Below are 25,521 nucleotides of genomic sequence, written 5' to 3'. Positions count from 1 at the left end.
CGGCTCACTCCTGCATCACCACGGGTACCGAGGTATCCACTGCATCGGCTACGCGCAGCGCATCCCAGTTGGTCATGCGCACGCAGCCATGCGATTCGGTCTTGCCGACGTGGCCGGGCTCAGGTGTGCCGTGCAGGCCGTAATGCGGCTTGGACAGATCGATCCAGACCCGCCCCACCGGATTGTTCGGGCCCGGCGGCAGCGTGGCCTTCTTCTCGCCCTTGCGGGCATCCCAGAACAGCTTGGGGTTGTAGTGGAACGGAGGGTCGCGGTAGACACCGAGGATCTTCCATTCACCGATCGGCAACGGGTCGTGCTGGCTGCCGGATGACACCGGCACCTGCGCAATCACCTTGCCCTGCGCATCCAGCAGCTGCAGGGTGGAGTCGGATTTGTCGACCACGATCTTCGTGGCCTTCGGCAATGCGGCCGGTGCGATATTGGGAACCTGGATGCGGGTGCCCGCCTTGGCCAGATCGACGCCGGGGTTGAGCACCTTCAGCAGTTCCGGCGAGGCGTGGAAGCGCTCGCCGAGGGCTTCGGCCACGCTGCCGTAGCCCAGCGATTTCAATTTGGCCTGTGCGGCGGGCCCTTTGGGAATCGCCTGGAACGGGCCGGCCACATCCTCGGCGGTCAGGGTGTAACTGGCCAGCGGCCCAACCGTATCGGCCTGCAGCGCTTTCCAGGTGGCGTCGTCCAGTTCACCGGTCACCGTCAGGCCATGCGCGGCCTGGAAGCCGGACACCGCGCGGCGCTGGTTGCTGCCGACCTCGCCGTCAATCTGGCCGGGCGAGAAATTGGCCCGGTCCAGCAGTACCTGCGCGTGCAGCGGCGAGCGGGCCGCGATGTCCGGTCCTGCCTTCTCGGCAATGGGCTCCGGCAACTGGGCCGGCGGCGGTACCTGCGCGAAGGCGGGCGAGATCAGCAAGGACAGGGCGAGCAGGGCGGGGCGGGGTACGGGCATGGAGGACTCCGGCAGATGGCAGCTCTACCCTGCCCGGAGAGGCTGCGCAGCCCCCGTGAAAGCGGCCTGATGCCGGCATGAGCAGGGCAGCGCTGGCGTGGCCCGGGCCCTTGTCGCAGAAGCGCCGTGCGTGGCATCACCAAGGTGAACGGCTGCCGACGCCCGTGCGTGTTGGCGATCAAGAATGCCGGTGGCCCGGCCGATACGGGCGCATCCCCCCGTTTTGGATGTACCGATGAACTACTTGAGGAATGTCAGGGTTGCCTGGCGTCTTGGGCTGGGCTTTGGCCTGTTGTTGCTGCTGGTTGCCGCCGTGGTGGCCACGGGCGCCACCGCCAGCGTCGTGCAGAAGCGCGCGATGCAGCAGGTGGTCGATGTCAGCGTGGCCAAGGTGCGGTTGCTGTCGCAGATGCTCGATGCCAACAACCAGATGATGGTGGTGCGCCGCGAGATGCTGATCCGCCAGGGCGATGACCGTGGCCACGACGAGCAGCGCATTGCCGATCTGGTCAAGCGCTACGAGGCCAGCTGGTCCGCTTACCAGGCGCTACCCAGCGATGCCGACGGCAAGGCCATCGCTGAAACCATCGCAGCCAAGCGCGCCATCGCTCGCCCGCTCAACAAGCAGACCAGCGAGTTGATGGAGCAGGGTGACTATCCCGGCGCGGTGGCGCTGACCCTGGGCCCGGTGCAGGAAGCGGCCAACGGCTGGAACAAGGCGCTGTCCGACGGCGTGGACTTCGAAGAGAAGGAAAGCCGTGATGCAGCCGCCGAGGCGATCCGCCTGGGCGAGCGCAGCCTGCTGCAGCTGCTGGTGCTGGGCGGCGTTGCATTGCTGGTTGGCATTGCTGCCTCGGTGATGATCGGCCGCAGCCTGACCGGTCCGCTGGCGCGCGCAGTGAACCTGGCCGAGCGCCTAGCCAAGGGCGAGCTGGACCAGGAGTTCCGGCTTGGCGGTCGTGACGAATTGACCCAGCTGGGCCAGGCGATGGCCAGTGTGCGGCAGAGCGTGCAGGCCGCGATCGGCGCACAGCTGCAGATGGCCGAGCAGCATGAGGCGGGCGCGATCCGCTATCGCATGGATGCCAGCGCGTTCCCGGGTGATTTCGGCCGCATGGTGCAGGCCACCAACAGCCTGGTCGAATCGCACGTGCAGGTGGAACTGCTGATGGCCGAGGTGATGCAGCGCTACGCCATCGGTGACCTCAGCCGTGACCTGCCGGACTACCCGGGCGAGAAGGGCGCGCTGACCCGCACCCTGTCCGCCGTGAAGCAGAGCCTGATGGCGATCAACGCGCAGATCGATGAACTGGCCCGCGCCGCGCGCGCCGGTGACTTCAGCATGCGCGGCGATGCCGCCGCGTTCCAGTACCAGTTCAAGGCGATGGTCGAGCATCTCAACGGCATGATGGCCAGCTCGCAGGCCAGCATCGCCGATGTCTCCGACGTGCTGCGCGCGATCTCGCATGGCGACCTGACCGCACGCATGGACGGCGAGTACGACGGCGTGTTCGCGCGCATGCGCGACGACGCCAACACCACCACCGCGCAGCTGACCGGCATTGTGCGTGGCATCCAGGTGGCGGCCGACAGCATCAACAACGCGGCACAGGAACTGGCCGCCGGCAACAACGACCTGTCGCGCCGCACCGAGCAGCAGGCGGCCAACCTGGAAGAGGCCGCTGCATCGATGGAGGAACTGACGTCCACCGTGCGCCAGAATGCCGAGCTGGCCCGCCAGGCCGACAGCGAAGCACACGCCGCCGGTGCCGCGGTGCGCGAGACCGAACAGGCGATGGCACAGATGGCGTCGGTGATGGGCGAGATCGACCAGTCGTCGGCCCGCATCTCGGAAATCTCCACGGTGATCGATGGCATTGCCTTCCAGACCAACATCCTCGCGTTGAACGCTGCAGTCGAAGCCGCCCGCGCAGGCGAGCAGGGCCGTGGCTTCGCCGTGGTCGCCAGCGAAGTGCGCACGCTCGCGCAGCGCGCCGGTGTCGCCGCCAAGGAGATCAAGGAACTGATCGAAGATGCTGCCGCCAAGGTGAAGAGTGGCCTGGCAGTGACCGTGGAATCGGAAGCTGCGATCGCGCGCGTGGCCCAGGCCAGTTCGCGCACGACCCAGCTGATGAGCGACATTGCCGCGGCCAGCAAGGAACAGGCGGCCGGCATCGAGCAGGTCAACCAGGTGGTGGTGCAGATGGATCAGGTCACCCAGCAGAACGCTGCGCTGGTGGAAGAAGCCACCGCCGCCAGCCGCGCGCTGGAAGAACAGGCGCATGCGCTGACTACGTCGGTGTCGGTGTTCAAGGTGGAAGGCGCAGCAGCTTCCGCCGTGCCACGTCGCGCGGCCTGAGCACGTCACTTACGTTGGAAATGTGCGGCCGCAGGGCACTGCGGCCGCGTTCCGGTGGATGGCTCGCGATCAGCCACTGGCGCGGGTGCGCGCCGCCTTCTTCGCCGCCGCTTTGCGCACACTCTTCTTCGCGGCACGGGTCTTGGCTGCCTTCTTCGCGGCGGCACTGCGTGACGCGGCGGTGCTCGCCTTCGTGGCCGGCGTCTTGCGAGCGGGTGCCTTCTTTGCGGCGGTCTTCTTCGTTGTGGCCTTGCCGGCAGTCGTCTTCCTGGCGGCGGTCTTCTTCGCAGGCGCTTTCTTAGCCGCGGTCTTGCGTGCAGCCGTCTTCCTGGCTGCCGACGTCGTGGCCGATTTCTTTGCCGGTGCCTTGCTGGCAGTCTTCCCGGCACTCTTGCGCGCGCTGCCGCTGCGCTTGCCACCCCCATCCTGCTTGTTCACCGTGGCCCAGGCGATGCGCTCGGCCGTGCCTTCGCTGGCACCGCGCTGGCGTTCGCTCTCTTCGATGTGCTCGGCCTGGCGCTTCTGCTTCTCGGTATAGGCGGACTTGTCACCACGGGGCATGGCGGGTTCTCCGGTGGGGGCTGGCCCCCACGGTGGCCCTGGCGGCGTTAAGCGCAAGTCCCGCAAGGGTGATCGCACCGGCAAGGCCGCCTCGGCTATGCTTGCCGCATGCGAGTCGAGCCCGCCGACATCGAAGCCCTGTTCGACGCCATTCCGGACGTGCTGTTCTTCATCAAGGACCGCCAGGGGCGTTACACCCACGTCAACCAGACCATGCTGCGGCGGCTGGGACTGCGCGCGCGCAAGGATGTGATCGGGCGTACCGCGGCCGAGATCTACCCGACCGGGCTCAGCGCGGACTATGTCGACCAGGACGCCCGCGTGCTGTCCGGCGAGGTGATCGAGAACCTGATGGAGCTGCACCTGTTCGCCAACCGCGAACCGGGCTGGTGCCTGACCTGCAAGCGCCCGCTGCTGGTCGATGGGGCCATCGAGGGCCTGATCGGCATTTCCCGCGACCTCGGCCAGAAGGACAGCCTCGGCACCCAGTACGAGCAGCTGCGGCTGGCCCTGGCCCACCTCAATGCGCATTACGCCGAGAACGTGCGCATGCAGACCCTGCTGGATATCACCGGCTTCTCGCTGTCCAAGCTGGAGCGCAGCTTCCGCAAGGTGTTCCAGATGACCCCGCAGCAGGTGCTGACCCGGCTGCGGATCCAGATGGCCATGCACCTGCTGCATGGCGACGACAGCATCGCCTGCATCGGCCAGGCCTGCGGTTTCAGCGACCAGAGTGCGTTCACCCGCAAATTCAAGGCTGAAACCGGTTTCTCGCCGCGTGCCTACCGGGCCCGAATCGGTGGGAACGTCGGCGAGCCGGCGCTGGCCTGAGACGCCTGCTGCGCTGTGCCTATCCCCGTGGGCATGGGACAGGGTAAGGTGTCGCCCCTGTAGCCCGCCGCCAGCCCCGCCGATGCCCAATTCGATTCCGACCGCTTCGCCGTCCCGCCTCGGACATTCGCTCAAGCCCCGCCAGCTGATCATGATGGGCCTGGGCAGCGCCATCGGTGCCGGATTGTTCCTCGGCTCGGGCGTGGGTGTGCAGGCGGCCGGTCCGGCGGTGCTGGTGTCCTATCTGGTCGCCGGTGCGCTGGTGATCATCGTAATGAACGCGCTGGGCGAGATGGCGGCGGCCAAGCCGACCAGCGGTGCGTTCTCGGTGTACGCCGCCGACGCCATGGGCGCCACGGCCGGCGCCACCGTCGGCTGGCTGTGGTGGGTGCAGCTGGTGATCGTGATCGCCGCCGAGGCGGTAGGTGCGGCTGGCCTGCTGGCCACGGTCTGGCCATCGATACCGGTACCGATGGCGGCGCTGGCGTTCATGCTGTTCTTCACCGCGATCAACCTGCTCGGGGTGAAGAACTTCGGCGAATTCGAGTTCTGGTTCGCCATCCTCAAGGTGGTGGCGATCCTGGCGTTCATTGCCATCGGCGTGGCGCTGCTGATGGGCTGGCTGCCCCAGGTGACCTCACCGGGCCTGAGCAACTTCACCGAGCATGGCGGCTTCGCACCGAAGGGCCTGGCTGGTATCGGTGCAGCGCTGCTGGTGGTGGTGTTCGCCTTCGGCGGCACCGAGATCGTGGCCGTCGCCGCCGCTGAAACCGAAGACCCCGAGCGCAGCATCGCCCGTGCCATCCGCACCGTGGCCTGGCGCATCCTGGTGTTCTACATCGGCTCGCTGAGCGTGATCATCGCCGTGGTGCCGTGGACCAGCGAGGCGCTGAAGTCGCCGTTCGCCGCGGTGCTGGATATCGCCCGTATTCCGGGGGCGGGCACCGCCATCACCCTGATCGCGGTGATCGCGCTGCTGTCGGCGCTCAATGCCAACCTCTACGGTGCCTCGCGCATGATGTATTCGCTGGCGCAGCGCCGCGAAGCCCCGGCCGTGCTTGGCTGGACCGATCCGCGCCAGGTACCGGTGGTCGCCGTGCTGGCCAGCGTGCTGTTCGGTTTCGCCGCCACGGTGATGGAACTGCTGTTCCCGGACCGGGTACTGCCGGTGCTGCTGAACATCGTCGGTTCCACCTGCCTGCTGGTGTGGACGCTGTCGCTGGTCTCGCAGCTGGTGCTGCGCCGCCGCGCGGACCGCTTGGGCACGCGCCTGCCGTTCCGCATGGCCGGTTTCCCGTGGCTGACCTGCTGCGCGCTGGCGATCCTGGCGCTGATCTTCGGCCTGCTGCTGAGTGAGTCGCACACCCGCCTGCAGTTCCTGTCGATGGTGGCACTGACCGCCACCATCGCCGCTGGCAGTGCCATCGCGCGGCGGATGCGCGAGGCGTGATGGAAGCTGCCGGCCAGCGGCCGGCACTACCACGGGGGCTGCACATCGGGCGTGCGATGCTGATTGTGTGGGCCGTCACCGGCCCGTCGAACAGGAGTTCCGCATGCTGCGCAGCCGTCCGTTCCTGATGTTCACCGGCCAGGCCGAAGCCGCCCTGGCCCTGTATGCCGAAGCCTTTGCCGATTTCCGGTTGCTGGCCCTGCAGCGCCACCCGGAGGGGGCCGGTGCCGGCGTGCCCGGCCAGGTCCGCCAGGCCATCTTCCTGCTCGGCGGCACCCACTACCTGTGTTTTGACAGCCTGGACGTACACGACTTCACCTTCTCGCCCTCGATTTCGCTGTTCGTCGAGTGTGCCGGCGCCGAGCAGTTCGAGCGCGCGGCGCGGGTGCTGGGCGAGGGCGGTCATTGGCTGATGCCGGTGGGCGACTACGATTTCAACAACCGCTACGGATGGGTGCAGGACCGCTTCGGCGTGTCCTGGCAGTTGAGCCTGGGGCAGATGCCGGACCCGTGATCGGATTTTTGTGGGTGTGGACCTTGCTCCACAGACCCTTGAAAAAACGGCCCGCTTGCGCGGGCCGTTTTCATTTCCGATGGATCGAAGGCTTACGCCTCGACTTCATCGTCCTTGTAGGCATCGACCGGGATGCAGGCACACATCACGTTCTTGTCGCCGTACACGTTGTCGACGCGCGCTACCGGCGGCCAGTACTTGCTCTGCTTCAGGCTGGCCAGCGGGAAGGCGGCCAGTTCGCGCGGGTAGGCGTGGGTCCACTCGCTTGCGGTCACTGCGGTGGCAGTGTGCGGTGCGTTCTTCAGCGGGTTGTCCTCGCGGTCCAGGCGGCCGTCTTCGATCGCGCTGATTTCCTCGCGGATCTGGATCATCGCGTTGATGAAGCGATCCAGTTCGTGCAGCGATTCGCTCTCGGTCGGTTCGACCATCAGCGTGCCGGCCACCGGGAAGCTCAGGGTGGGGGCGTGGAAGCCGAAGTCGATCAGGCGCTTGGCCACGTCCTCGGCACCGATGCCGCTGGTCTTTTCCAGCGGACGCACGTCGAGGATGCACTCGTGCGCCACCAGGCCGTTGCGGCCGGTGTATAGGGTCTTGAAGTGCGGGGCCAGGCGCTTGGCGATGTAGTTGGCGTTGAGCTGCGCGACCTGGGTGGCCTTGCGCAGGCCTTCGCTGCCCATCATGGCGATGTACATCCAGCTGATCGGCAGGATCGAGGCGCTGCCGAAGCTGGCCGCGCTGACCATGCCGACCGGGCCGTGGTCACCCAGCTTGCCCGGCAGGAACGGGGCCAGGTGCTCCTTGACCGCGCACGGGCCGACGCCCGGGCCGCCACCGCCGTGCGGGATGCAGAAGGTCTTGTGCAGGTTCAGGTGCGAAACGTCCGAACCCCACTTGCCCGGCTTGGCCACGCCGACCAGCGCGTTCATGTTGGCACCGTCGGTGTACACCTGGCCGCCGTGCTTGTGGATGATCTCGCAGATCTCCACCACCTCTTCCTCGAACACGCCGTGCGTGGACGGGTAGGTCATCATGATCGCGGCCAGGCGGTCGCTGTACTTCTCGGCGTTGAGGCGGATGTCTTCGACATCGACGTTGCCGTTGGCGTCGGTCTTGGTCACCACCACCTTCATGCCGCACATCTGCGCCGAGGCAGGGTTGGTGCCATGCGCCGAGTCCGGAATCAGGCAGATATCGCGATGACCTTCGCCCCGCGAGCGGTGGTAGGCGCGGATCGCCAGCAGGCCGGCGTATTCGCCCTGCGCGCCGGAGTTCGGCTGCAGGCTGACCGCGTCGTAACCGGTGCACTCCACCAGCATCGCTTCCAGCGTGTCGATCAGTTCCTTGTAGCCCAGCGCCTGGTCGGCCGGCACCAGCGGATGGATCTGCGAGAACTCCGGCCAGGTCACCGGAATCATCTCGGCGGTGGCGTTGAGCTTCATCGTGCACGAGCCCAGCGGGATCATCGTGCGATCCATCGCCAGGTCCTTGTCGGCCAGCGAACGCAGGTAGCGCAGCAGTTCGTGCTCGCTGTGATGGGTGTTGAACACCGGGTGGGTCAGGAACGCGGACTGGCGCAGCAGGCCGGCCGGGAGCGCGTCGGCGGTGCTGGCATCGAGTGCGTCGACGTCGGCCTGCGCACCGAACACGGCAGCCAGCGCGACCACGTCGGCGCGGGTGGCGGTTTCGTCCAGGCTGATGCCGACCGAGTCGCTGTCGATCGCGCGCAGGTTGTAACCGGCGGCGCGGGCCTTGGCGTGGATCTCATCGGCGTGCACGCCGGTGACATGCAGGGTGTCGAAGAAGTCGCCACCGACCTGCACGCCGGCCGTGCGCAGCGCCGCGGCCAGGATCGAGGCCAGGCGGTGGGTGCGGCGGGCGATGCGGGTCAGGCCGTCCGGGCCGTGGTAGACGGCGTACATCGACGCCATCACCGCCAGCAGCACCTGCGCGGTGCAGATGTTGGAGGTGGCCTTCTCGCGGCGGATGTGCTGCTCGCGGGTCTGCAGGGTCAGGCGATAGGCCGGGTTGCCCTGCGCATCCACCGAGACGCCGATCAGGCGGCCCGGCATCGAACGCTTGTAGGCATCACGGCAGGCCATGAACGCGGCGTGCGGGCCGCCGAAGCCGAACGGCACGCCGAAACGCTGGCTGTTGCCGACCACGATGTCCGCGCCCCATTCGCCGGGGGCAGCCAGCAGGGTCAGTGCCAGCAGGTCGGTGGCCACGGCCACCAGGCCGCCGCGCGCGTGCACGGCCTCGACCAGCGCCTTGTAGTCGCCGACCTGGCCGAAGGTGTCCGGGTACTGCAGCAGCAGGCCGAAGGCTTCCGCTTCCAGCGCTTCGGCCGGGGTACCGACGCGCAGCACGATGCCCATGGGCTCGGCGCGGGTACGCAGCAGTTCCAGCGTCTGCGGGTGCACGGCGTCGTGCACGAAGAAGGTGTCCGACTTCGACTTGGCCGAACGCTTGGCCAGGGTCATCGCTTCAGCGGCGGCGGTGGCTTCGTCCAGCAGCGAGGCGTTGGCGATTTCCATGCCAGTGAGGTCGGCGCACAGGGTCTGGAAGTTGATCAGCGCTTCCATGCGGCCCTGCGAGATTTCCGCCTGGTACGGGGTGTAGGCGGTGTACCAGGCCGGGTTTTCCAGGATGTTGCGCAGGATCACGTTCGGCGTGTGGGTACCGTAGTAGCCCTGGCCAATGAAGCTGCGCAGCACGGTGTTCTTGTCGGCGATCGCACGGATCTTCGCCAGTGCCTGCACTTCGGTCATCGATTCGGGCAGTGCCAGCGGTGCGGGCGACTTGATCTTGGCCGGCACGATGGCATCGGTCATCGCATCCAGCGACGCGTGGCCGACGACGTCGAGCATCTGCGCGATCTCGGCATCGTTGGGGCCGATGTGGCGCTCGACGAACGCGGAATGGTGCTCGAGCTCACGCAGGGAAGGGGTGTTCTGGGACATGGCGAAGGATCCGTCAGGAAAGGGCACACGCACGGGCACAAGCCGCCGGTCGGCGGTCTGCGGGGCGCCCCTCTGTCCTTTTGCCTGAGAGTTTGGAAGTGCGGCTGGCCGCAGCTTCGTGCCCCTTCGGCGCCGGATCGAACCGGTCTCTCCAGAGTTGTGTTACGGGTGGTATCGGGCCTGAGCGATTACGGGCGTTGCGCCTTCGGCAGCGGTGTTCCGCTTCTCCCACCGTGTTGCCTGCCGATTATAGCCCGTCGCGGGCCCGTGGGCCGCCCCCGGCGGATGCAGCCGCGCCTGAATGGCCGATGGCCCGTCCGTGCGTTTTGTGCACTGCTGCATGGCATCGGGCGCAATCCCCACCTATGATGGGCGGATACCCGAATTCATCTGGCGCCGTCCCTGCTGCAGGGGGACCGGCGCCCGCCGTGCGTGCCGCGCATGGCCCTGCCGGACGCCCTCCCCATGACCGCCGCTGTTGCTCCTTCCACCCGCCGCATGGCCCTGCTGCTCGCCGGCCTGGCCATGTTCGGTCCGTTCTCGATCGACACCATCTTCCCGGCCTTCCCGCAGCTGGCCCAGCGCCTGGCGGTGGACGAGGTGGCGGTGCAGCAGACCATCAGCGTGTACCTGCTGTTCTACGGCCTGATGAGCCTGGCGCACGGCCCGCTGTCCGATGCCTGGGGCCGCAAGCGGGTGATCCTCGGCGGCCTGGTGGTGTTTGTCGGCGCCTCGGTCGGCTGCGCGCTGTCCACCGACCTGACCACGCTGCTGGCGTTCCGCGCGCTGCAGGGCCTGTCGGCGGGTGTCGGCATGATCGTCGGCCGCGCGGTGATCCGCGACCTTTACCACGGCCATGACGCGCAGCGGCTGATGAGCCAGGTGTCGATGCTGTTCGGCATCGCCCCGGCGATCGCGCCGATCATCGGCGGCTGGATCCTGCTCAGTGGTGCGGGTTGGCCGCTGATCTTCTGGTTCCTGGTGGTGTTCGCACTGGTGCTGCTGGCGGCCACCGCACGCTTCCTGCCGGAAACGCATCCGGTCGAGGCGCGGGTGCCGCTGTCGCCGAGGGTGCTGATGCGCGACTACGTGCGCATCGGCTTCAATCCGCGTTTCCTGCGCCTGGCGCTGGCCGGCAGCATCGGCTTCGGCGGCATCTTCCTGTACATCTCCTCGGCGCCGGTGTTCGTGATGCAGCATCTGCATCTGGGCGAGGGGGGATTCGCTTGGCTGTTCATTCCGACCATCGGCGGCATGACCACCGGCTCGTTCCTGTCCGGGCGCATGGCCGGGCACACCACGCCCACCCGCCAGGTCGCCATCGGTTTCGCGCTTTGCGCATTGTCGGTACTGCTGAACGTCGGCTACGTTGCACTGGCGCCGCAGTTCTTGCTGCCGTGGGCGGTGATGCCGATTTTCCTGGGCGGCATGGGCATGGCGCTGATCTTCCCGATCCTGGCGTTGGCGGTGCTGGACATGTACCCGCATCAGCGAGGCCTGGCGTCTTCGCTGCAGGCCTTTGCGCAGCTGATGATCAGCACCGTGGTGGCGGGCGTGGTATCGCCGCTGCTCAGTGCCAGCCCGTTGCACCTGGCACTGGGCCAGGCCGCCTTTTTCGCCGTCGGATTCGTGTTCTGGTACTGGGAACACCAGCGTGAACGCGTGGCGCAGGCAGCCTGCACGGGCCATTGAGCAGCGCGCAGGGGTAGGGCGGGGCGCGATGCCTGCAACCCTTGCGACCGAACACCACCGGATTAGGCTGGGGACTCCAGCCAGCCGGTGCAGGGGTGCACGACAGCCAGCCGATCCAATGTCGTTGCATGAGGTTCCCCCATGGCTGCGCAGCAGACCTACCGCCTGTTCGAGGTGGCGCTGAAAGAGCGCCGCGTGCTTTCCCCTTCGCTGGACCGCATGGTGTTCACCGGTGCCGACGTGGCACGGATGAAGACCGAAGGCCCGGACCAGCGGATCAAGGTGTTCTTCCCCTTGCCCGGCCAGGACCTGCCGCAGGTCCCCAGCGGCGAGGACTGGTACCCGCGCTACCGGGCCCTGCCTGACGACCAGCGCCCTCCGATGCGCACCTACACCATCCGCCAGCTGCGCGCTGAGCAGGGCGAGGTCGACGTCGATTTCGTCATCCACGGCGTGACCGGGCCCGCCTCGCGCTGGGCCATGCATGCACGCCCGGGAGACCGTGTGGTGCTGCTTGCTCCGGATGCCGACTGCGCCGACAGCAGCGAAGGCTGGGAATGGAAGCCGCCGGCCGGTGTGGGTCAGGTGCTGCTGGTGGCCGACGAGACCGCGTTGCCGGCCGTGGCCGGCATTCTTGAGGAACTGGCCGCGCTGGCGGACCCGCCACGCACGCTGGCCCTGCTGGAAGTGGCCCAGGCCGGTGATGCGGTGCCGTTGACCGCGCCGGCCAGCGCCGAACTGGTCTGGCTGCCGCGCGGGCAGGCGGCCTACGGCCAGCCTCTGCTGCAGGCGGTGCAGGAACGCCTGGCAGCGGCCTCGAGCGTGGCCGCCGGCGATGAGCTGGAGGAGATCGACGTCGATGCGCAGATCCTTTGGGAGCAGGCCGATGCCAGCGTGGCCGGGCCGCTGTACGCATGGGTGGCGGGCGAGGCCGGGGCCGTGATGGCGATCCGCCGGCATCTGGTCCGCGACTGTGGGCTGGACCGCCGCGCGATCACCTTCATGGGCTACTGGCGGCACGGCAAAGTGCTGGACTGAGGGGGTGTGAAACGGCGCGGCGGGCGGGGTGCGCTATCCTTGCGCCCCCCTTCGCAGCGGTACCGCACCATGTCCACCAGCTCCAAGACCCGCCGCGACCAGCGCCGTCGCCAGGAAAAGCAGGCCGCCAACAAGGCTGCAGCCCAGGCCTCGCCGGTGGAGCCGCATGCGGAACTGCGCGATGCACAGCGCACCTTGCTGGCCGGGGTCGTGCGCCGTGACGGCGAATGGGTGCTGGGCATGGACGGCCGCATCGCTGGCCACAGCGAGAGCGCTGCGCAGGTGCTGGCGCTGATCATGCAGGCCGGTGAACTGCACGAGCGCAACGGCACGCCGGTGCGCCTGATGTACTCCGATGCGCTGCGCGATGCCGCGCAGGCCGAAGCGAAGGAGAAGGGCCAGACCTTCGAGGAATTCAAGGCCGAGCTGGCCGCGGCGATGGCGGCGAAGAAGAACAGCTGACAGGCATTTCGGTAGCGCCGGCCGCTGGCCGGCTGCCCGTTGTGTCTTCATCGCGTAGTTGCCGGCCAGCGGCCGGCACTACCAGAAAGGGGCGGATCCTTGCGGATCCGCCCCTCTTTCATTTCGCCGCCGGGGCCGCGTTGGCCTGCCAGCCGCACATCTGGCCTTCGTTCTGCTGCTTCAGCCACTCGTTGACCGGAGTGAAGTACTCGATCATCGGGCCGGCATCGAGCTTGTCGGTGCCGGTCAGTTCCTTCAGCGTGGCCTGCCACGGCTGGCTGGCACCCTTGCTCAGCATCGCCCAGTACTTCTGGCCGGCTTCCTTGTTGCCGTAGAAGGTGCACTCATGCAGCGGGCCCTTGTAGCCGGCCGCATCGCACAAGCCCTTGTAGAACTGGAACTGCAGGATGCGCGCCAGGAAGTAGCGGGTGTACGGGGTGTTGCCCGGCACGTGGTACTTCGCGCCCGGGTCGAAGAACTCTTCGCCACGAGTGCTGGCCGGGGCCACGCCCTGGTACTTGGCCTTCAGGTCCCACCACGCCTTGTTGTAGTTGTCGGCGGTGATCGAACCGTCGAACACGCCCCAGCGCCAGCGGTCGATCATCAGCCCGAACGGCAGGAACGACACGCCCGACAGCGCCATGCGCATCTGGTTGTTGATGACTGCCTCACGACTCTCGGTCGGCGCATCGACCAGGCCGATCGAGCTGAGGTACTTGGGGGTCATCGCCAGCACGATGGTGTCGCCGATCGCTTCATGGAAGCCATCGTTGGCACCGCCCTGGAACAGCGGCGGCAGCGGGTTGTAGGCCAGGTCGTAATAGATGTGGCCCAGCTCGTGGTAGATGGTGGTGAAGTTCTCTTCGTTCGGCTTGATGCACATCTTGGTGCGCACATCGCCTTCCATGTTCATGTCCCAGGCGCTGGCGTGGCAGACCACGTCGCGGTCATCGGGCTTGATGAACTGGGTCTTTTCCCAGTACGACTGCGGCAGCGAGGGCATGCCCAGCGACACGTAGAAGTCCTGCGCGCGCTCGGTCATCTGCCTGGCGGTACGCAGTTCGGCCTCGCGCTGCGCCTTGTACTGGGCGGCCACGTTGGCGTCCTTGCCAGCCTTGGCCAGTGCTGCGCTCAGGTTGCTCTGGTACTGCTTTTCAAGCGCTGCGGTGATGTCCAGGCTGCCGGCACCCGGGTAGGGTTCCAGCTGGTCCCACAGGTTCGACCAGTCCTGCTGCCACATGTTGCCCAGCAGGTGCGCGGCAATCAGGCCATTGCCCACTTCCGCCTTGTCCTTGCCATAGGTCTTGTCCAGCTTGCCGCGTGCGTAGCAGTGCAGCTGCTCGTACATCGGCTTGACCTGTTCCCACAGGCGGTCGGTCTCCGGGCCGATCTGCTCCGGCGGCATGTCGTAGCCGCTGCGCCACATCTGGCCGGCATCAGTGAAGCCCATGCCCTTGGCACCTTCGTTCACCAGGCCGACAAACTTCTGGTAATCGCCGCGCATGCTCTTCGTGGTGCTGTGCCAGCCCTGCCAGGCATCGAGCTGCTTGTCGTAGTCGCGGCTGCGCGCCAGTACCTGCTCCAGTTCGCCCAGCTGGCGGCAGGAGTTCGGATCGTTGGCATCGGTGCAGTACTTGCCGGCCCCGTAGCTGCCCTCCATGCGGGTGGCGATCTGGGTCAGCTCAGCCAGCTTGGCCGGGTCGCGCGGCGCCGGCATCGAGGACATCAGCTTCAGCAGGTGGATGGCGCGCTTGCTGTCCTCGCTCATCGGCTTGCCGTCGAACTTGGCGGCCTGCTCGATCCAGCTGTTGAGCTGGGTCAGCGAGCGCTCGTTGGCCTTGGCCGCGATGCGTTCGGAATCGCTGTTGATGTAGGTGGAGGACAGCCACTGCGCCGAGGTCATCTCCGGGTAGGCGGCCTTGAATTCGGCATTGATGCGGGCCACGAACTGGTCGGCGGTTTCGCCGGCCGGCGCGCTGGGGCCGGCGGTCTCGGTGCCGGGCGACGGTTCCTTCTTGCAGGCGACCAGGGCCAGCGTGGCGGCGGCGATTGCCGAGGCCAGCAGGAGATGGCGGTGTTTCACGGGCGGTCCTTGGGTGGTGAACGACGGCCGAAGGCTAGTGGGCAGCCGCTGCCACCGCAAGTGGCGGAAGTCGGTTGGGTTCGGCAGGGCGGCGCCCTGCACCCGCAGAAGCAACGGCAAAGACCGAAGCAACAGCAGAAGCGGGCTATCCGTGGGATGGCGGGGCGGTGTGGGCTTGCAGGACACGCCGTAAACCCATCCATGGGGGCTCGATGGCGCCATCCATGGCGCCAACGGTCCTGCAAGCCCACACCGCCCCACCTCTGACAGATCGCGGCGGCCGTTGGTGGGTGTCGACCTTGGTCGACACATCTGTCAGATATCGAAAATCAAATTTGAATCAGATCTACCGTGTCGACCAAGGTCGACACCCACCAGAGCAGACTGCCGTTCCAACAGATCGCGGAAAACTGTCGAAGGCGGGGTGGGTCCGGTGGCGGGGGCGTGAGCCGCATGGATGCGGCGACCGAGCCTACATGGACGTATTTACGGCGTCTCCCGCCACCGGACCCACCCCGCCATCCCACGGAATGCACGCTGTTGCTGTTGCTTCGGCCGTTGCGGTTGCAGTTGCCTCTGCAGGTGCAGGGCTGCAAGCCCTGCCGAACAACCCTCACCCTTCGCAGTTGGCGAACACGTCGCGGTCGCGCTCGTACAGCGAGGTCTTCACCTGCATCAGGCCCAGCACCGACGGGAACAGGTTGTCGTGGTCGGCGTACGCCGCCGAACGCTTGCGCACGCACTGCAGGTCCAGTCCACGGCTGCTGGCGAAGCCCGGCGAGAACCACATCGTCATCGGCACGCGGGTCTGCTCGGCCGGGGCGATGGCGTAGGGCACGCCATGCAGGAACAGGCCCTTCTCGCCCAGCGACTCGCCGTGGTCGGACAGGTAGATCATCGCCGTGTCGTAGTCCTGCAGGCCCTGCAGCGTGCCGATCGTCTTGCTCAGGAAGTGATCGGTGTACAGCACGGCATTGTCGTAGCTGTTGGTGATCTCTTCGCGCGAGCAACGGCCGATGTCACGGGTATCGCAGGTCGGGGTGAAGCGGCGGAATGCCGGCGGATAGCGCTCGAAGTAGGCCGGTCCATGGTTGCCCAGCTGGTGCAGCACCACCACCCGGTCACCGGGTTTGGCGCGCACCTGGGTGGCCAGGTCCTGCAGCAGGATCTCATCCATGCAGCGGCCATCGGCGCACAGCCCCGGCGTGGTCGCGTCGGACAACGACTGGAAGTCCAGGCCTTCGCACACGCCCTTGCAGCCGGACTGGTTGTCACGCCACAGCGGTGCGATACCGGCACGGTTCAGCACATGCAGCAGCGACTGGTGCGCGCGGATCTTCTTCTCGTCGTAGTCGTGGCGGCCCCATGGCGAGAACAGGCACGGCAGCGAGACTTCGGTGCTGGTACCGCACGAGTGCATGTCCGGGAAGTTGATCACCGGCGCCTGCGCCAGTTCCGGCGTGGTGTTGCGGCCGCCGTTGAGCCCCCAGTTCTGCGCACGCACGGTCTCGCCCATCACGATCACCAGCAGGCGCGGCTTGCTGGCCGGTGCACGCGGGGTGGCCTTGGCGTCGGTGCCGATCGGCAGCTTCGGCGCGCGCTGCACCGGATTGTCGCCACGCAGTGCACGCGGCATGCCCAGCAGCACGTTGGCCGGGGTGGCGAGATAGCGTACTTCGCGCTGGTTGCGCATCAGCGCCGAGACGTCCTGGAACGAGATCAACGCGCCGCCGACCGCGGTCACTGCGGCCACCACCAGGAAGCCGAGGCGCCACAGCAGGCTGCGGCCCCAGCTGCGGCGGCGCAGCTGCACCCGCCACAGCACCACCATCGGCAGCACCGCCAACAGCAGCACCGGCCACACCAGCGACACCGTCATCAGTTCGCGGCTTTCCTTGGGGTCGGTCGCCAGCACGTTGCGCAGCATGTCCGCATCCAGGTAGATGTGGTAACGGCTCATGTAGTGCGCGGCGAATGCAGTCACCAGCAGCAGCAGGCTGATCACCACCTTGGCGTTCCAGCGCCAGACCAGGATGCTGAGCAGTACGCCGTGCGTACCCAGCAGCAACAGCAGCAGCGAAAGGGCGTAGCGCAGGCTGCCCGGATGGCTGGCCATCGCGCTGTGCCAGAACAGGCCGTTGCCGGCCACCGCGAAGAACAGGCTGGTCAGCGCGATCAGTGCTTCGGTGGACAGCTGCGGCCGCCAGCGCAGGACGCTTGCCAGGGCCGGCAGGCGGGTAGAGCGTTGGACCGATGCGCTCATGCGTTTGCCTCCTGGCGGTGGGGACGGTCCAGCTGACGGCGGATCAGGACATACAGGCCCAACGAAAGCAGCCAGCACGTCAAGGCCGTGGCAACGTCATGCGAAAGGAAGTGCGCACCGCGCAGCTGCTGGCTGATGCCGAACACCAGGCCGCTGCCCAGGCCGATCCACAACCCCGCCCAGCGCCACGACGGCCGCCACAGCAGGGCGAAGAAGTACAGGCAAAGCCAGGCGTAGCCCGCGCTGGCGTGCCCGGCCGGGAAACACGCCTGCGGCGCCATGCCGGCCGGGCGCAGGGTGAACAATCCGATGAAGGGCTGGTGGCCGCCATAGCGCAGCAGATCCCATGGGCATTCCATCGGTATCAGCGACTTCAGCAGGGAGATCACTCCGGTGCTCAACGCCATGGCAACAACGACATAAAGCAGCGCCCAGCGCAGGGTCCGGTCACGGCCCTTGCGCCAATGATGGAAGCACAACAGGATCGCCACCAGCGCGGCTGCCGTGCTCATCCATTTGCCGACCTTGTGGACGAGCGTGCGGGTGACCCAGGCGTCCTGTAACGCCCAGTGGCCACCCTCAAGGCGGAACAGGTGGTCGGCGAGCCACTGGTCGCCACCGAAGCCCATCAGCAGCGCGAACACGGGCAGGCCGATGGCGACAGGCAGCCAGAGGTGAGTTACGGCAAATCTTGACGCCAGCGGCGATGTCGCAAGCGGCGCTACCGAATCAATGGGACGGACGGGCATGCTGGGAAAGGGCGGTTCGGGAATCCGCGGCCATGCTCGTCACCTGGATGTCGGAGAAGGGTCGGACGCTCGTTCGTGCCGGGTTAATGTTTGCCCGGCACGCGCCAAGGTTCAGTCTTCTTCGGCGGTCGACCCGGCCCGCTCGGCATGGCATTGCGGGTCCCACGCGGTACCCGGAAGCAGCTGCCAGCGATTGCGGTTTGCCACGCCGATGTCGATCACCTTGGCCGGGTCCACGCAGGGGCTCATCGCATCGTCCAGTACCAGCAGCCAGCGCTTGTCCGGCGCTTCGGCCAGCCACGGGCCCGCATCGTGCCATTGCTCGGGCCAGGGGCGCTTGAAGCCGAACTCGCGCACCGGGCGGTCGGCCTGCAGCAGGTTCTGTTCGCGCCAGGCCACCAGCGCCAGTTCGGCATCGGGGCCGATTCGTGTGCCAACCCGGCGCATCAGCGCCGAGGCCGAGGCATAGGGATCCAGCGCCGGAATCAGCACCAGTCCGTACAGCATCCACAGCATGCCGTGGGTCAGCAGCACCAGTGTCGCAGCGCGCCGTACCCGCAGCCATACGATCAACGTGGCCAGGGCGATGGCGAAGGTCAGCAGACCGTCGCCGAGCACCGGCAGCAGGGTGTCAGGCATGGCCCGGCGCTCCAGCTGCGCCACCGCCCACGGGTGTTCGGTCATCAGCATCACGCCGAGCACGCCAGTGGCCAGCATCAGCACCACGCTGTAGCCGAACAGGTAGCGGCGCACGCACAGCCGGCGCAGCAGGCCCGGCAGCAGCGGTGCGACGGCCAGCGCCATGGCCGGCAGCATCGGCAGCAGATAGACCTCGCGCTTGCCCGGGCTGGCACTGAAGAACACCAGCACCAGCAGCGCCCAGCCCAGCAGCAGCCACTGCCGGCGGTCGCCACGGCGCAGGCGGCGCCACCATGGCTTGAACAGCAGCGGCAGCAGCAGGCTGCCCGGCAGCCACAGGGTGAGGATCACCTGCAGGTAGTACCAGACCGGCTGGCGGTGATGCCAGGCGTTGGCGTAGCGGGTGCCGGTCTGCTTGAACAACAGCTCATGCGCGTAGGCCTGCAGCTCGGCGCTGGGCGCATGCAGCAGGGCCCAGCCCAGCGGTGCCAGCCACACCCCCACGCCCAGCAGGAAGGCCGGGATCAGCCAGAGCAGGCTGGCCGGATGCGGGCCGTCCACCACATGGCCGCGGCGACGCTGGTACAGCCACCAGCCGAACCAGGGCAGGACCATCAGCAGCGGCAGGAAACCCACGCCCTTGGTCACCGTGCCGACACCGGCGGCGAAACCGGCCAGCCACAGGGCGGGCAGGTTGCGTCGCTCGCACAGGTGGCGCATCAGGCCCCACAGGGCCACCGTGGTCATGCCCACCAGCACCATGTCGATCTGCGCGCGCTTGGCCATCAGGCCGAACTGCAAGGTGCAGAACAGCGCAGCCACGGCATAGAGCGAATGCCGGGGTGACCACAGGCGCCGCGCCAGGTCCGAGACCAGCCACAGGCTGAGCAGGGCGCCCAGCAGCGAGGGCAGCAGGAATGACCATTGCCAGCTGCCGACCACCTCGTAGGCCGCCGCCTGCAGCCACATGAACACCGGAGGCTTTTCCGCATACAGCTCGACGCCACGGTGGGGCAGCAGCCATTGCCCGCTCTCGACCATGGTGCGGGCAGCCAGCACGAAGCGGGGCTCGTCCGGCGGTTGCGGCTGGCGCATGCCGATACCGGCCGCCAACGCGGCAATGATCAGCAGCCACAGCAGGGGCAGGCGCCAACGACGGGGCAGGGCTACGGGCACGGCGGGCTCCGGGAGCAAAACAGCCATTCTGAGGCGGCGGGGGTGGGAAAAGCGTCGGAGGTGGCCAAGGCGACCGCATTCCGACATGGGCAGCGCTACCATGTTACGAACTTCCGTGGATGTTTCGTGCATGCGTCTGTTGGTGATCGAGGACAACCGCCAGCTGGTGGCCAACCTGTTCGACTATTTCGAGTCGCGCGGGCATGTGCTGGACGTGGCCCCGGATGGCATCACTGGCCTGCACCTGGCCGGCAGCCACCCCTACGATGCGGTGATCCTGGACTGGATGCTGCCGCGCATGGAGGGGCCGGAGGTGCTGCGCCGCCTGCGCGCCGAGCACGCCTCGGAAGTGCCGGTGATCATGCTGACCGCACGTGACGAGCTGCCGGACAAGATCGCCGGCTTCCGCGCCGGTGCCGACGACTACCTGACCAAGCCGTTTGCTCTTCCCGAGCTGGAGGTGCGGCTGGAGGCGCTGCTGCTGCGTGCGCAGGGCCGCAATCCGCGCAAGCGGCTGCAGGTGGGCGACCTGGTGCTGGACCTGGCCACCCTGGAGGCGCAGCGCGGCAGCCAGGTACTGCATCTGTACCCGGCCTGCCGCAAGCTGCTGGAAGTGCTGATGCGCGCCAGCCCCGGAGCGGTCACCCGCCAGCAGCTGGAGTTCGCGCTGTGGGGCGACGAGCCACCGGATGGAGACCTGTTGCGTTCGCATGTCTACGAACTGCGCCGCAGCGTCGATGGCCCGTTTGCCGACAAGCTGATCCACACGCTGCCGCGGGTCGGTTATCGCCTGGCCGTGACTTCGGCCAGCGATCCGGCCAGGGAAGACGATGAAGGCGCGTAAGCCGGGCCCGCTGTACCGGCGCGTGGTGTGGTGGTTGCTGGGCTACCTGGCGCTGTTGTCGATCGCGGTGTTCAGCGTCGGCAACTACGTTCACGAGCATGCCGAGCATGCGGCCTGGCGCGCGCTGCTCAACTCCGAACTGGACAGCATCGTCGACCATACCGAGCACGAGCCGCATTACCGTTGGCAGGACTCGGACACGCTCAGCCTGTTCCGTTTCGATGAAGGCAACATGCCCGAGAGCGTTCGCACGCTGCACCCGGGGCTGCACGATGGGGTACCGATCAAGGGGCGGCAGACCGCCGTGATGGTGCGCGACACCGGCTCGATGGGGCGGGTGGCGCTGGCGCTGGACATCTCCGACTTCCATGACCTGGAGCAGTTCGCGACGCGCTGGGTGATGCTGGCCGGGGTGATCATGATCTTCGTCACCGTGCTGATGGCTTCGTTTGGCATGGAGCGGATGGTGCGTCCGCTGAGCCTGCTGGCCCAGCATATCGGTGCGCTGCGGCCGGGGGTGCAGGGGCAGCGCATCAACGTGGACCCGCGCGGCAGTTCCGAGCTGCATACCATCGCCGATGCGCTGAATGACTACCTGGACCGCAACGAGCAGTTCGTCGAGCGCGAGCGGGTGTTCATCAGTACCGCCAGCCATGAGCTGCGCACGCCGATCGCGGTGATGACCGGCGCCGCGGAACTGGCACTGGAACAGCCGGGCCTGCCGGATCGGGCGCGCCAGCAGATGCAGCGCGTGCTGCGTACGGCGCAGAGCGTTGAGCAGCTGATCGAGCTGCTGCTGGTGCTGGCACGCGATCCGGCGCGGTTGGCCGCTCGCGCCGAGCGCATCGCGCTGGACCAGCTGCTGCCCGAGATTGTCGATGACCATCGCCACCTGCTTGGCGACAAGGACCTCAGCATCGGCATCCAGGCCGCGCCGGTGGACATCGTCGCGCCGTTGGCGGTGGTACAGGCGGCGATCGGCAACCTGCTGCGCAATGCCATCGAGAACAGCGGGCGTGGCCATATCGAACTGCAACTAAGTTCGTCGGCAGTGCTCACCCTGCAGGACCCGGGGCACGGCATGAGCCCGGAGGAGATCGCCGCGATTCACGCGCGCATGGCCCGGGGCGACCGCGCGGACCGCGGTGGGGGCATCGGCCTGGACCTGATCGCGCGCCTGTGCGAACACCTGGGATGGACCCTGCGGCTGCAGCCCTGCGAAGCGCGAGGTACGCGCGCCACCCTGGATTTCAGCGCATCGCGCCCGGCCTGATCGGGCCGCGCCGGTAGATGCCAACCTTGGTTGGCATACTGCCCGTCGACCAAGGTCGACGCCTACCCAGGCAATGGGCGGCCTGTGTCGTGGTAGATGCCAACCTTGGTTGGCATGCTGTCCGTCGACCAAGGTCGACGCCTACCCAGCAGTGGTCACCGTCCGTCCGGGCGCGCCACGTGCTGGTCGATCAGGATCACATTCCCATCAGGATCGGCCAGCTGCAGGTAGCCGGTACCCTGGCCCTCGGGGTCGGTACGTACTGCCAGCTCGATGCCCTTGGAGTCCAGCTCGGCCTGGAGTTCACGTACGTCCTGGAAGTGGGGCAGTTCCTGCTTGTGCTGGTCCCAGCCGGGATTGAAAGTCAGCAGGTTGCCCTCGAACATGCCCTGGAACAGTCCGATCACCGTGCCGTTGCTGCGCAACACCAGCCAGTTCTGTGCCGGGTCACCACCGGTGACCGAGAAGCCCAGCGCTTCATAGAACGCACGGGAGGCGGCCAGGTCCTTCACCGAGAGGCTGACCGAGAAAGCGCCGAGCTGCATGAGGAGGCTCCCGGAGAGGATGGGGTCGTGGCCGGCACTGCAGCATGACCCGGCGTGAAGACAATGTTAATCTCAACCTGCGCCGCTTCATGCGGCGCTTTTTTTTCCCGCTCTTTCGATCGACAGAGGATCCCATGCCGACCGAACCCGCTACTGCCCTGATCAGCAACGACATCGTTGGACTGGGCCTGATTGCCGCCACCCTCGCCCTGATCTTCTGGGCTGCCAGCGGTCCGACCCCCTTGCTGAAGAAGATCTTCGCCTGGGTGCCGGCACTGCTGCTGTGCTACTTCATCCCCGCCATCTACAACACCGCCGGTGTCATCGACGGCCACAACACCTCACTGTACAACCCGGTCGCACGTGATGTGCTGCTGCCTGCGGCGCTGGTCCTGCTGACCCTGTCGATCGACCTGAAGGGCGTCATCAAGCTCGGCCCGAAGTTGCTGCTGGTGTTCTGTGCCGGTACGGCCGGCATCATGCTCGGCGCCATCGTCTCGTTCCAGCTGATGAAGCTGATCCACCCGGAAACCGTGGCCGGCGACACCTGGGCCGGCATGGCCGCACTGGCTGGCAGCTGGATTGGCGGCGGCGCCAACATGGTCGCGATGCGCGAAGTGTTCGGTACCGATGCCACCACCTTCGGGCAGTTCGCGGTGGTCGACGTGGCCTGCGCCAGCCTGTGGATGGCGATCCTGCTGTTCCTCGCCAACCGTGCGCAGCAGATCGACACCCGCAACGGTGCCGATACCCGCGCCATCGACGAGATGAAGGCCCGCATCAGTGCCTACGAGGCGCAGAATGCGCGCATTCCCAGCATGACCGACCTGATGGTGATCGTCGGCGTGGCGCTGGGCGGTGTCGGCCTGGCCCATGCGATCGCGGCGCCGCTGTCGGGCTGGTTCAAGGCCAACGTCAGCTGGGCCAGCCAGTTCAGCCTGGACAGCCAGTTCGTGTGGGTGATCCTGCTGTCCACCGCAATGGGCCTGGGCCTGAGCTTCACCCGTGCACGCCGGCTGGAAGCGGCGGGTGCCTCGCGGCTGGGCACGGTGTTCCTGTACTTCCTGATCGCCTGCATCGGCATGCAGATGAACCTGCTGTCGCTGCTGGATCGTCCGTGGCTGTTCCTGCTGGGTGCGATCTGGATGGCCACGCACGTGCTGGTGCTCTGGATCGTTGCCAAGCTGCTGCGCGCGCCGTTGTTCTTCTTCGCGATCGGTTCGCAGGGCAACATCGGTGCGGCGGCATCGGCCCCCGTGGTGGCGGCGGCTTTCCACCCCACGCTGGCTCCGGTGGGCGTGCTGCTGGGCACGGTGGGCTATGCCACCGGTACGGGCCTGGCGTATGTCACCGGCTTGATCCTGAAGTGGATGGCCACCGGCTGAGCCGGGCCACGCCTGGCATCGCGATCCCGTGTAGAGCCGAGCCGATGCTCGGCTCTTTTTTTGCAGGCCGCAGGCGGAACTGTGCGGTACATACCGGATCGTATGGTGATCGCGACGTAGCGTAGACAGCACCTGTCGCTCATCCGCAGCGACGTTGCCTGGGGGCTGGAATGACGCATCGACGGATGATTGGGGGGGGCACGCTGCTGGCACTGCTGTTGGCCAGCGCCGGGGCAGCTGCGCAAGGCGATGCTGCCGCGCGTGGTGCCCAGATACAGGCCGTAACCGAGGCCAGTGCGCGTGAGGTGGCGGGATTGATTGCCCAACCCGGCTTCGCCGAGGCCGTGCGCACCACGCTGGCGGCCTCACCGGAACGGGGCGTGGCACTGGACGCCGTGATGGAGCGCTTCGACCCGGGCGTCCGCACCCAGGCCAGCGTCTCGCTGGCCAGCAACGATCAGCAGCTGCGCCAGGCCAAGGGCTTGCCAGCGCAGGGCGAGGGGCTGCTGCAGCTGCGCGCCTATGTGCCGGAGGGCCAGTCGCTGGCTGACATCGCGCCACGCCAGTTGTGGGTGGCCAGCCTGCCACGGGGCAATGATCGTGACTGGACCACGCTGACGGCCTACGACGCGCGGGGCCGCGCGCATGTGCTGGACGCACGGCAGGCACCGGCATTCCCGGTCTTGATCGTCGATGTCGATACCCGCCGCTCGGTGCAGGAGGGCATGGCGCTGGTCAACGCCGGCCTGCGCGCACGGGGCCTGCAATCGCCCGAGCGCCTCCAGCTGTCGGCCGATGGTGCGCGTGCATCACTGGACATCACCCGGCTGGACCGCATCCGCCTGGCCGACGACCAGGAGCCGTGGGCACTGGGCGCGGCGGAGGTGTTCGCGGTGGTGTCCGGGCTGCAGATCGGCAAGGCGGAGCCGGAGATGGCCACGGTCGACATGCCCTACCTGGACCATGACAAGACCGACTATACGCCGCAGCAGGCGCTGGTCCTGTGGGGCAACTATCGGTTCAACGCCGCCAACGTGCAGTTGTTCGAGGATGACGGTGACACCAACTACCAGGACCTGCTGGTGGCGTTGAGCAACGGTGTGAAGGCAGCGCTGGGTGCGTTCGCACCGGAGTATGCGGTCATTGCCGATATTGCCGGCGCGATCCTCAAGGCGATGCCGTCGTCGTGGTTCTCCAACGACATCGATTACCTGGACAGCTTCTACCTGCTGCAGCGCGGGCAGGCCTATACCGATCGCCTGGGGGCAGCCAACAACGCCAAGGTCACGCTCACCCCCATCACCCTGGTGGAGTAGGTCGGCAGGGCTTGCAGCCCTGCACCCGCTTCAATCAACGGCAACGTCAAAAGCCGAAGCGGCATTCCGTGGGTTGGCGGGGCACTGTGGGTGTGCGGGGACGCCGTAAACCCATCCATGGGGGCTTGGTCGCCGCATCCATGCGGCTCACACCCCGCACACCCACAGTGCCCCGCCTTCGACAGGTTCACGCGGCTGTTGATGGGTGCCGACCGTTGGTCGGCACATCTGTCAGATATCGATAAACAAAATGGGGTCAGATCCGTTTCCTTCGGGAAACGGATCTGACCCCGCATGTGTCTCGCCGTCACCGGCAATCTGTCAGAGGTGGGGCGGTGTGGGCTTGCAGGACCGTTGGCGCCATGGATGGCGCCATCGAGCCCCCATGGAAGGGTTTACGGCGTGTCCTGCAAGCCC

The 25,521-nt window shown here is 67.1% G+C and carries 19 protein-coding genes and 1 riboswitch; of the genes, 11 read left to right on the top strand and 8 right to left on the bottom strand.

Annotated elements, in window-relative coordinates; genetic code table 11:
- Positions 1-4: 4 nt before the first annotated feature.
- Positions 5-964, bottom strand: coding sequence for a L,D-transpeptidase family protein (locus N5C18_RS15880; protein ID WP_279945088.1), 960 nt, complete (start codon positions 962-964; stop codon positions 5-7).
- 235 nt (positions 965-1,199) lie between these two features.
- Here N5C18_RS15880 and N5C18_RS15875 point away from each other — a divergent pair, with 235 nt between their 5' ends.
- On the top strand, positions 1,200-3,323 hold the full coding sequence (locus N5C18_RS15875) for a methyl-accepting chemotaxis protein (protein WP_279945086.1): 2,124 nt from the start codon (positions 1,200-1,202) through the stop codon (positions 3,321-3,323).
- 69 nt (positions 3,324-3,392) lie between these two features.
- On the opposite strand, the gene N5C18_RS15870 is transcribed toward N5C18_RS15875, so the two are convergent.
- On the bottom strand, positions 3,393-3,884 hold the full coding sequence (locus tag N5C18_RS15870) for a hypothetical protein (protein WP_279945084.1): 492 nt from the start codon (positions 3,882-3,884) through the stop codon (positions 3,393-3,395).
- A gap of 108 nt (positions 3,885-3,992) precedes the next feature.
- Between N5C18_RS15870 and N5C18_RS15865 the strand changes: the two genes are divergently transcribed.
- The 3 genes from N5C18_RS15865 to N5C18_RS15855 all read left to right on the top strand — a co-directional run bounded on the left by N5C18_RS15865 (position 3,993) and on the right by N5C18_RS15855 (position 6,679).
- Positions 3,993-4,715, top strand: coding sequence for an AraC family transcriptional regulator (locus tag N5C18_RS15865; RefSeq protein WP_006463165.1), 723 nt, complete (start codon positions 3,993-3,995; stop codon positions 4,713-4,715).
- Between the two features lie 82 nt (positions 4,716-4,797).
- The gene (locus N5C18_RS15860) at positions 4,798-6,165 is read left to right on the top strand and encodes an amino acid permease (RefSeq protein ID WP_053450498.1); all 1,368 of its coding nucleotides are present in this window, start codon (positions 4,798-4,800) and stop codon (positions 6,163-6,165) included.
- Between the two features lie 103 nt (positions 6,166-6,268).
- Positions 6,269-6,679, top strand: coding sequence for a VOC family protein (locus N5C18_RS15855; protein ID WP_279945082.1), 411 nt, complete (start codon positions 6,269-6,271; stop codon positions 6,677-6,679).
- Between the two features lie 92 nt (positions 6,680-6,771).
- On the opposite strand, the gene gcvP is transcribed toward N5C18_RS15855, so the two are convergent.
- Positions 6,772-9,639 carry an aminomethyl-transferring glycine dehydrogenase gene (gcvP, locus tag N5C18_RS15850; RefSeq protein ID WP_279945081.1) on the bottom strand — a complete coding sequence of 956 codons (2,868 nt, stop codon included), beginning with the start codon at positions 9,637-9,639 and terminating at the stop codon, positions 6,772-6,774.
- Positions 9,640-9,701: 62 nt separating this feature from the next.
- Positions 9,702-9,804: riboswitch (glycine riboswitch) on the bottom strand.
- Between the two features lie 300 nt (positions 9,805-10,104).
- On the opposite strand from gcvP, the gene N5C18_RS15845 reads away from it, so the two are divergent.
- The 3 genes from N5C18_RS15845 (at position 10,105) to N5C18_RS15835 (ending at position 12,831) form a co-directional block, all read left to right on the top strand.
- On the top strand, positions 10,105-11,331 hold the full coding sequence (locus N5C18_RS15845) for a multidrug effflux MFS transporter (protein WP_053511928.1): 1,227 nt from the start codon (positions 10,105-10,107) through the stop codon (positions 11,329-11,331).
- A gap of 141 nt (positions 11,332-11,472) precedes the next feature.
- Positions 11,473-12,369 (top strand): siderophore-interacting protein, encoded by an 897-nt coding sequence (locus N5C18_RS15840; RefSeq protein WP_164087451.1) that lies wholly within the window; start codon positions 11,473-11,475, stop codon positions 12,367-12,369.
- Between the two features lie 69 nt (positions 12,370-12,438).
- Positions 12,439-12,831, top strand: coding sequence for a hypothetical protein (locus N5C18_RS15835; RefSeq protein WP_008265644.1), 393 nt, complete (start codon positions 12,439-12,441; stop codon positions 12,829-12,831).
- A gap of 118 nt (positions 12,832-12,949) precedes the next feature.
- Here N5C18_RS15835 and N5C18_RS15830 read toward each other — a convergent pair whose 3' ends face one another.
- The 4 genes from N5C18_RS15830 to N5C18_RS15815 all read right to left on the bottom strand — a co-directional run bounded on the left by N5C18_RS15830 (position 12,950) and on the right by N5C18_RS15815 (position 19,741).
- A complete protein-coding gene (locus tag N5C18_RS15830) occupies positions 12,950-14,914 on the bottom strand; it encodes a M2 family metallopeptidase (protein WP_164241806.1) in 1,965 nt (654 codons plus the stop codon).
- Between the two features lie 613 nt (positions 14,915-15,527).
- Entirely contained in the window at positions 15,528-17,177 is a 1,650-nt protein-coding gene (locus N5C18_RS15825; protein ID WP_279945079.1) for a phosphoethanolamine--lipid A transferase, read from the bottom strand.
- Entirely contained in the window at positions 17,174-17,926 is a 753-nt protein-coding gene (locus tag N5C18_RS15820; protein WP_279945078.1) for a phosphatase PAP2 family protein, read from the bottom strand. Before N5C18_RS15820 ends, N5C18_RS15825 begins: the two co-directional genes overlap by 4 nt.
- A gap of 111 nt (positions 17,927-18,037) precedes the next feature.
- Positions 18,038-19,741, bottom strand: coding sequence for a glycosyltransferase family 39 protein (locus N5C18_RS15815; protein WP_271260426.1), 1,704 nt, complete (start codon positions 19,739-19,741; stop codon positions 18,038-18,040).
- A 130-nt stretch (positions 19,742-19,871) separates the two neighbouring features.
- Between N5C18_RS15815 and N5C18_RS15810 the strand changes: the two genes are divergently transcribed.
- Entirely contained in the window at positions 19,872-20,585 is a 714-nt protein-coding gene (locus tag N5C18_RS15810; RefSeq protein WP_053511933.1) for a response regulator transcription factor, read from the top strand.
- Entirely contained in the window at positions 20,572-21,858 is a 1,287-nt protein-coding gene (locus N5C18_RS15805) for a HAMP domain-containing sensor histidine kinase (RefSeq protein WP_053511934.1), read from the top strand. Before N5C18_RS15810 ends, N5C18_RS15805 begins: the two co-directional genes overlap by 14 nt.
- Positions 21,859-22,013: 155 nt before the next feature.
- Here the strand turns inward: N5C18_RS15805 and N5C18_RS15800 are convergent, their stop codons facing one another.
- Positions 22,014-22,403 carry a VOC family protein gene (locus N5C18_RS15800; protein ID WP_053511935.1) on the bottom strand — a complete coding sequence of 130 codons (390 nt, stop codon included), beginning with the start codon at positions 22,401-22,403 and terminating at the stop codon, positions 22,014-22,016.
- 134 nt (positions 22,404-22,537) lie between these two features.
- On the opposite strand from N5C18_RS15800, the gene N5C18_RS15795 reads away from it, so the two are divergent.
- A complete protein-coding gene (locus tag N5C18_RS15795; protein WP_040007302.1) occupies positions 22,538-23,788 on the top strand; it encodes a DUF819 family protein in 1,251 nt (416 codons plus the stop codon).
- A gap of 185 nt (positions 23,789-23,973) precedes the next feature.
- The gene (locus N5C18_RS15790; RefSeq protein WP_279945075.1) at positions 23,974-25,104 is read left to right on the top strand and encodes a DUF3103 family protein; all 1,131 of its coding nucleotides are present in this window, start codon (positions 23,974-23,976) and stop codon (positions 25,102-25,104) included.
- The last annotated feature ends 417 nt before the right edge of the window (positions 25,105-25,521 follow it).

It is taken from the genome of Stenotrophomonas sp. GD03930, assembly GCF_029839665.1.
GTDB classification, from domain to species: domain Bacteria; phylum Pseudomonadota; class Gammaproteobacteria; order Xanthomonadales; family Xanthomonadaceae; genus Stenotrophomonas; species Stenotrophomonas forensis.
This window is presented reverse-complemented; position numbering and strand designations above follow the sequence as displayed.

Coding starts and splice junctions, on each gene's coding strand:
- N5C18_RS15880 (WP_279945088.1), bottom strand. CDS start 964: ATGCCCGTACCCCGCCCCGCCCTGCTCGCCCTGTCCTTGCTGATCTCG.
- N5C18_RS15875 (WP_279945086.1), top strand. CDS start 1,200: ATGAACTACTTGAGGAATGTCAGGGTTGCCTGGCGTCTTGGGCTGGGC.
- N5C18_RS15870 (WP_279945084.1), bottom strand. CDS start 3,884: ATGCCCCGTGGTGACAAGTCCGCCTATACCGAGAAGCAGAAGCGCCAG.
- N5C18_RS15865 (WP_006463165.1), top strand. CDS start 3,993: ATGCGAGTCGAGCCCGCCGACATCGAAGCCCTGTTCGACGCCATTCCG.
- N5C18_RS15860 (WP_053450498.1), top strand. CDS start 4,798: ATGCCCAATTCGATTCCGACCGCTTCGCCGTCCCGCCTCGGACATTCG.
- N5C18_RS15855 (WP_279945082.1), top strand. CDS start 6,269: ATGCTGCGCAGCCGTCCGTTCCTGATGTTCACCGGCCAGGCCGAAGCC.
- gcvP (WP_279945081.1), bottom strand. CDS start 9,639: ATGTCCCAGAACACCCCTTCCCTGCGTGAGCTCGAGCACCATTCCGCG.
- N5C18_RS15845 (WP_053511928.1), top strand. CDS start 10,105: ATGACCGCCGCTGTTGCTCCTTCCACCCGCCGCATGGCCCTGCTGCTC.
- N5C18_RS15840 (WP_164087451.1), top strand. CDS start 11,473: ATGGCTGCGCAGCAGACCTACCGCCTGTTCGAGGTGGCGCTGAAAGAG.
- N5C18_RS15835 (WP_008265644.1), top strand. CDS start 12,439: ATGTCCACCAGCTCCAAGACCCGCCGCGACCAGCGCCGTCGCCAGGAA.
- N5C18_RS15825 (WP_279945079.1), bottom strand. CDS start 17,177: ATGAGCGCATCGGTCCAACGCTCTACCCGCCTGCCGGCCCTGGCAAGC.
- N5C18_RS15820 (WP_279945078.1), bottom strand. CDS start 17,926: ATGCCCGTCCGTCCCATTGATTCGGTAGCGCCGCTTGCGACATCGCCG.
- N5C18_RS15810 (WP_053511933.1), top strand. CDS start 19,872: ATGCGTCTGTTGGTGATCGAGGACAACCGCCAGCTGGTGGCCAACCTG.
- N5C18_RS15805 (WP_053511934.1), top strand. CDS start 20,572: ATGAAGGCGCGTAAGCCGGGCCCGCTGTACCGGCGCGTGGTGTGGTGG.
- N5C18_RS15800 (WP_053511935.1), bottom strand. CDS start 22,403: ATGCAGCTCGGCGCTTTCTCGGTCAGCCTCTCGGTGAAGGACCTGGCC.
- N5C18_RS15795 (WP_040007302.1), top strand. CDS start 22,538: ATGCCGACCGAACCCGCTACTGCCCTGATCAGCAACGACATCGTTGGA.
- N5C18_RS15790 (WP_279945075.1), top strand. CDS start 23,974: ATGATTGGGGGGGGCACGCTGCTGGCACTGCTGTTGGCCAGCGCCGGG.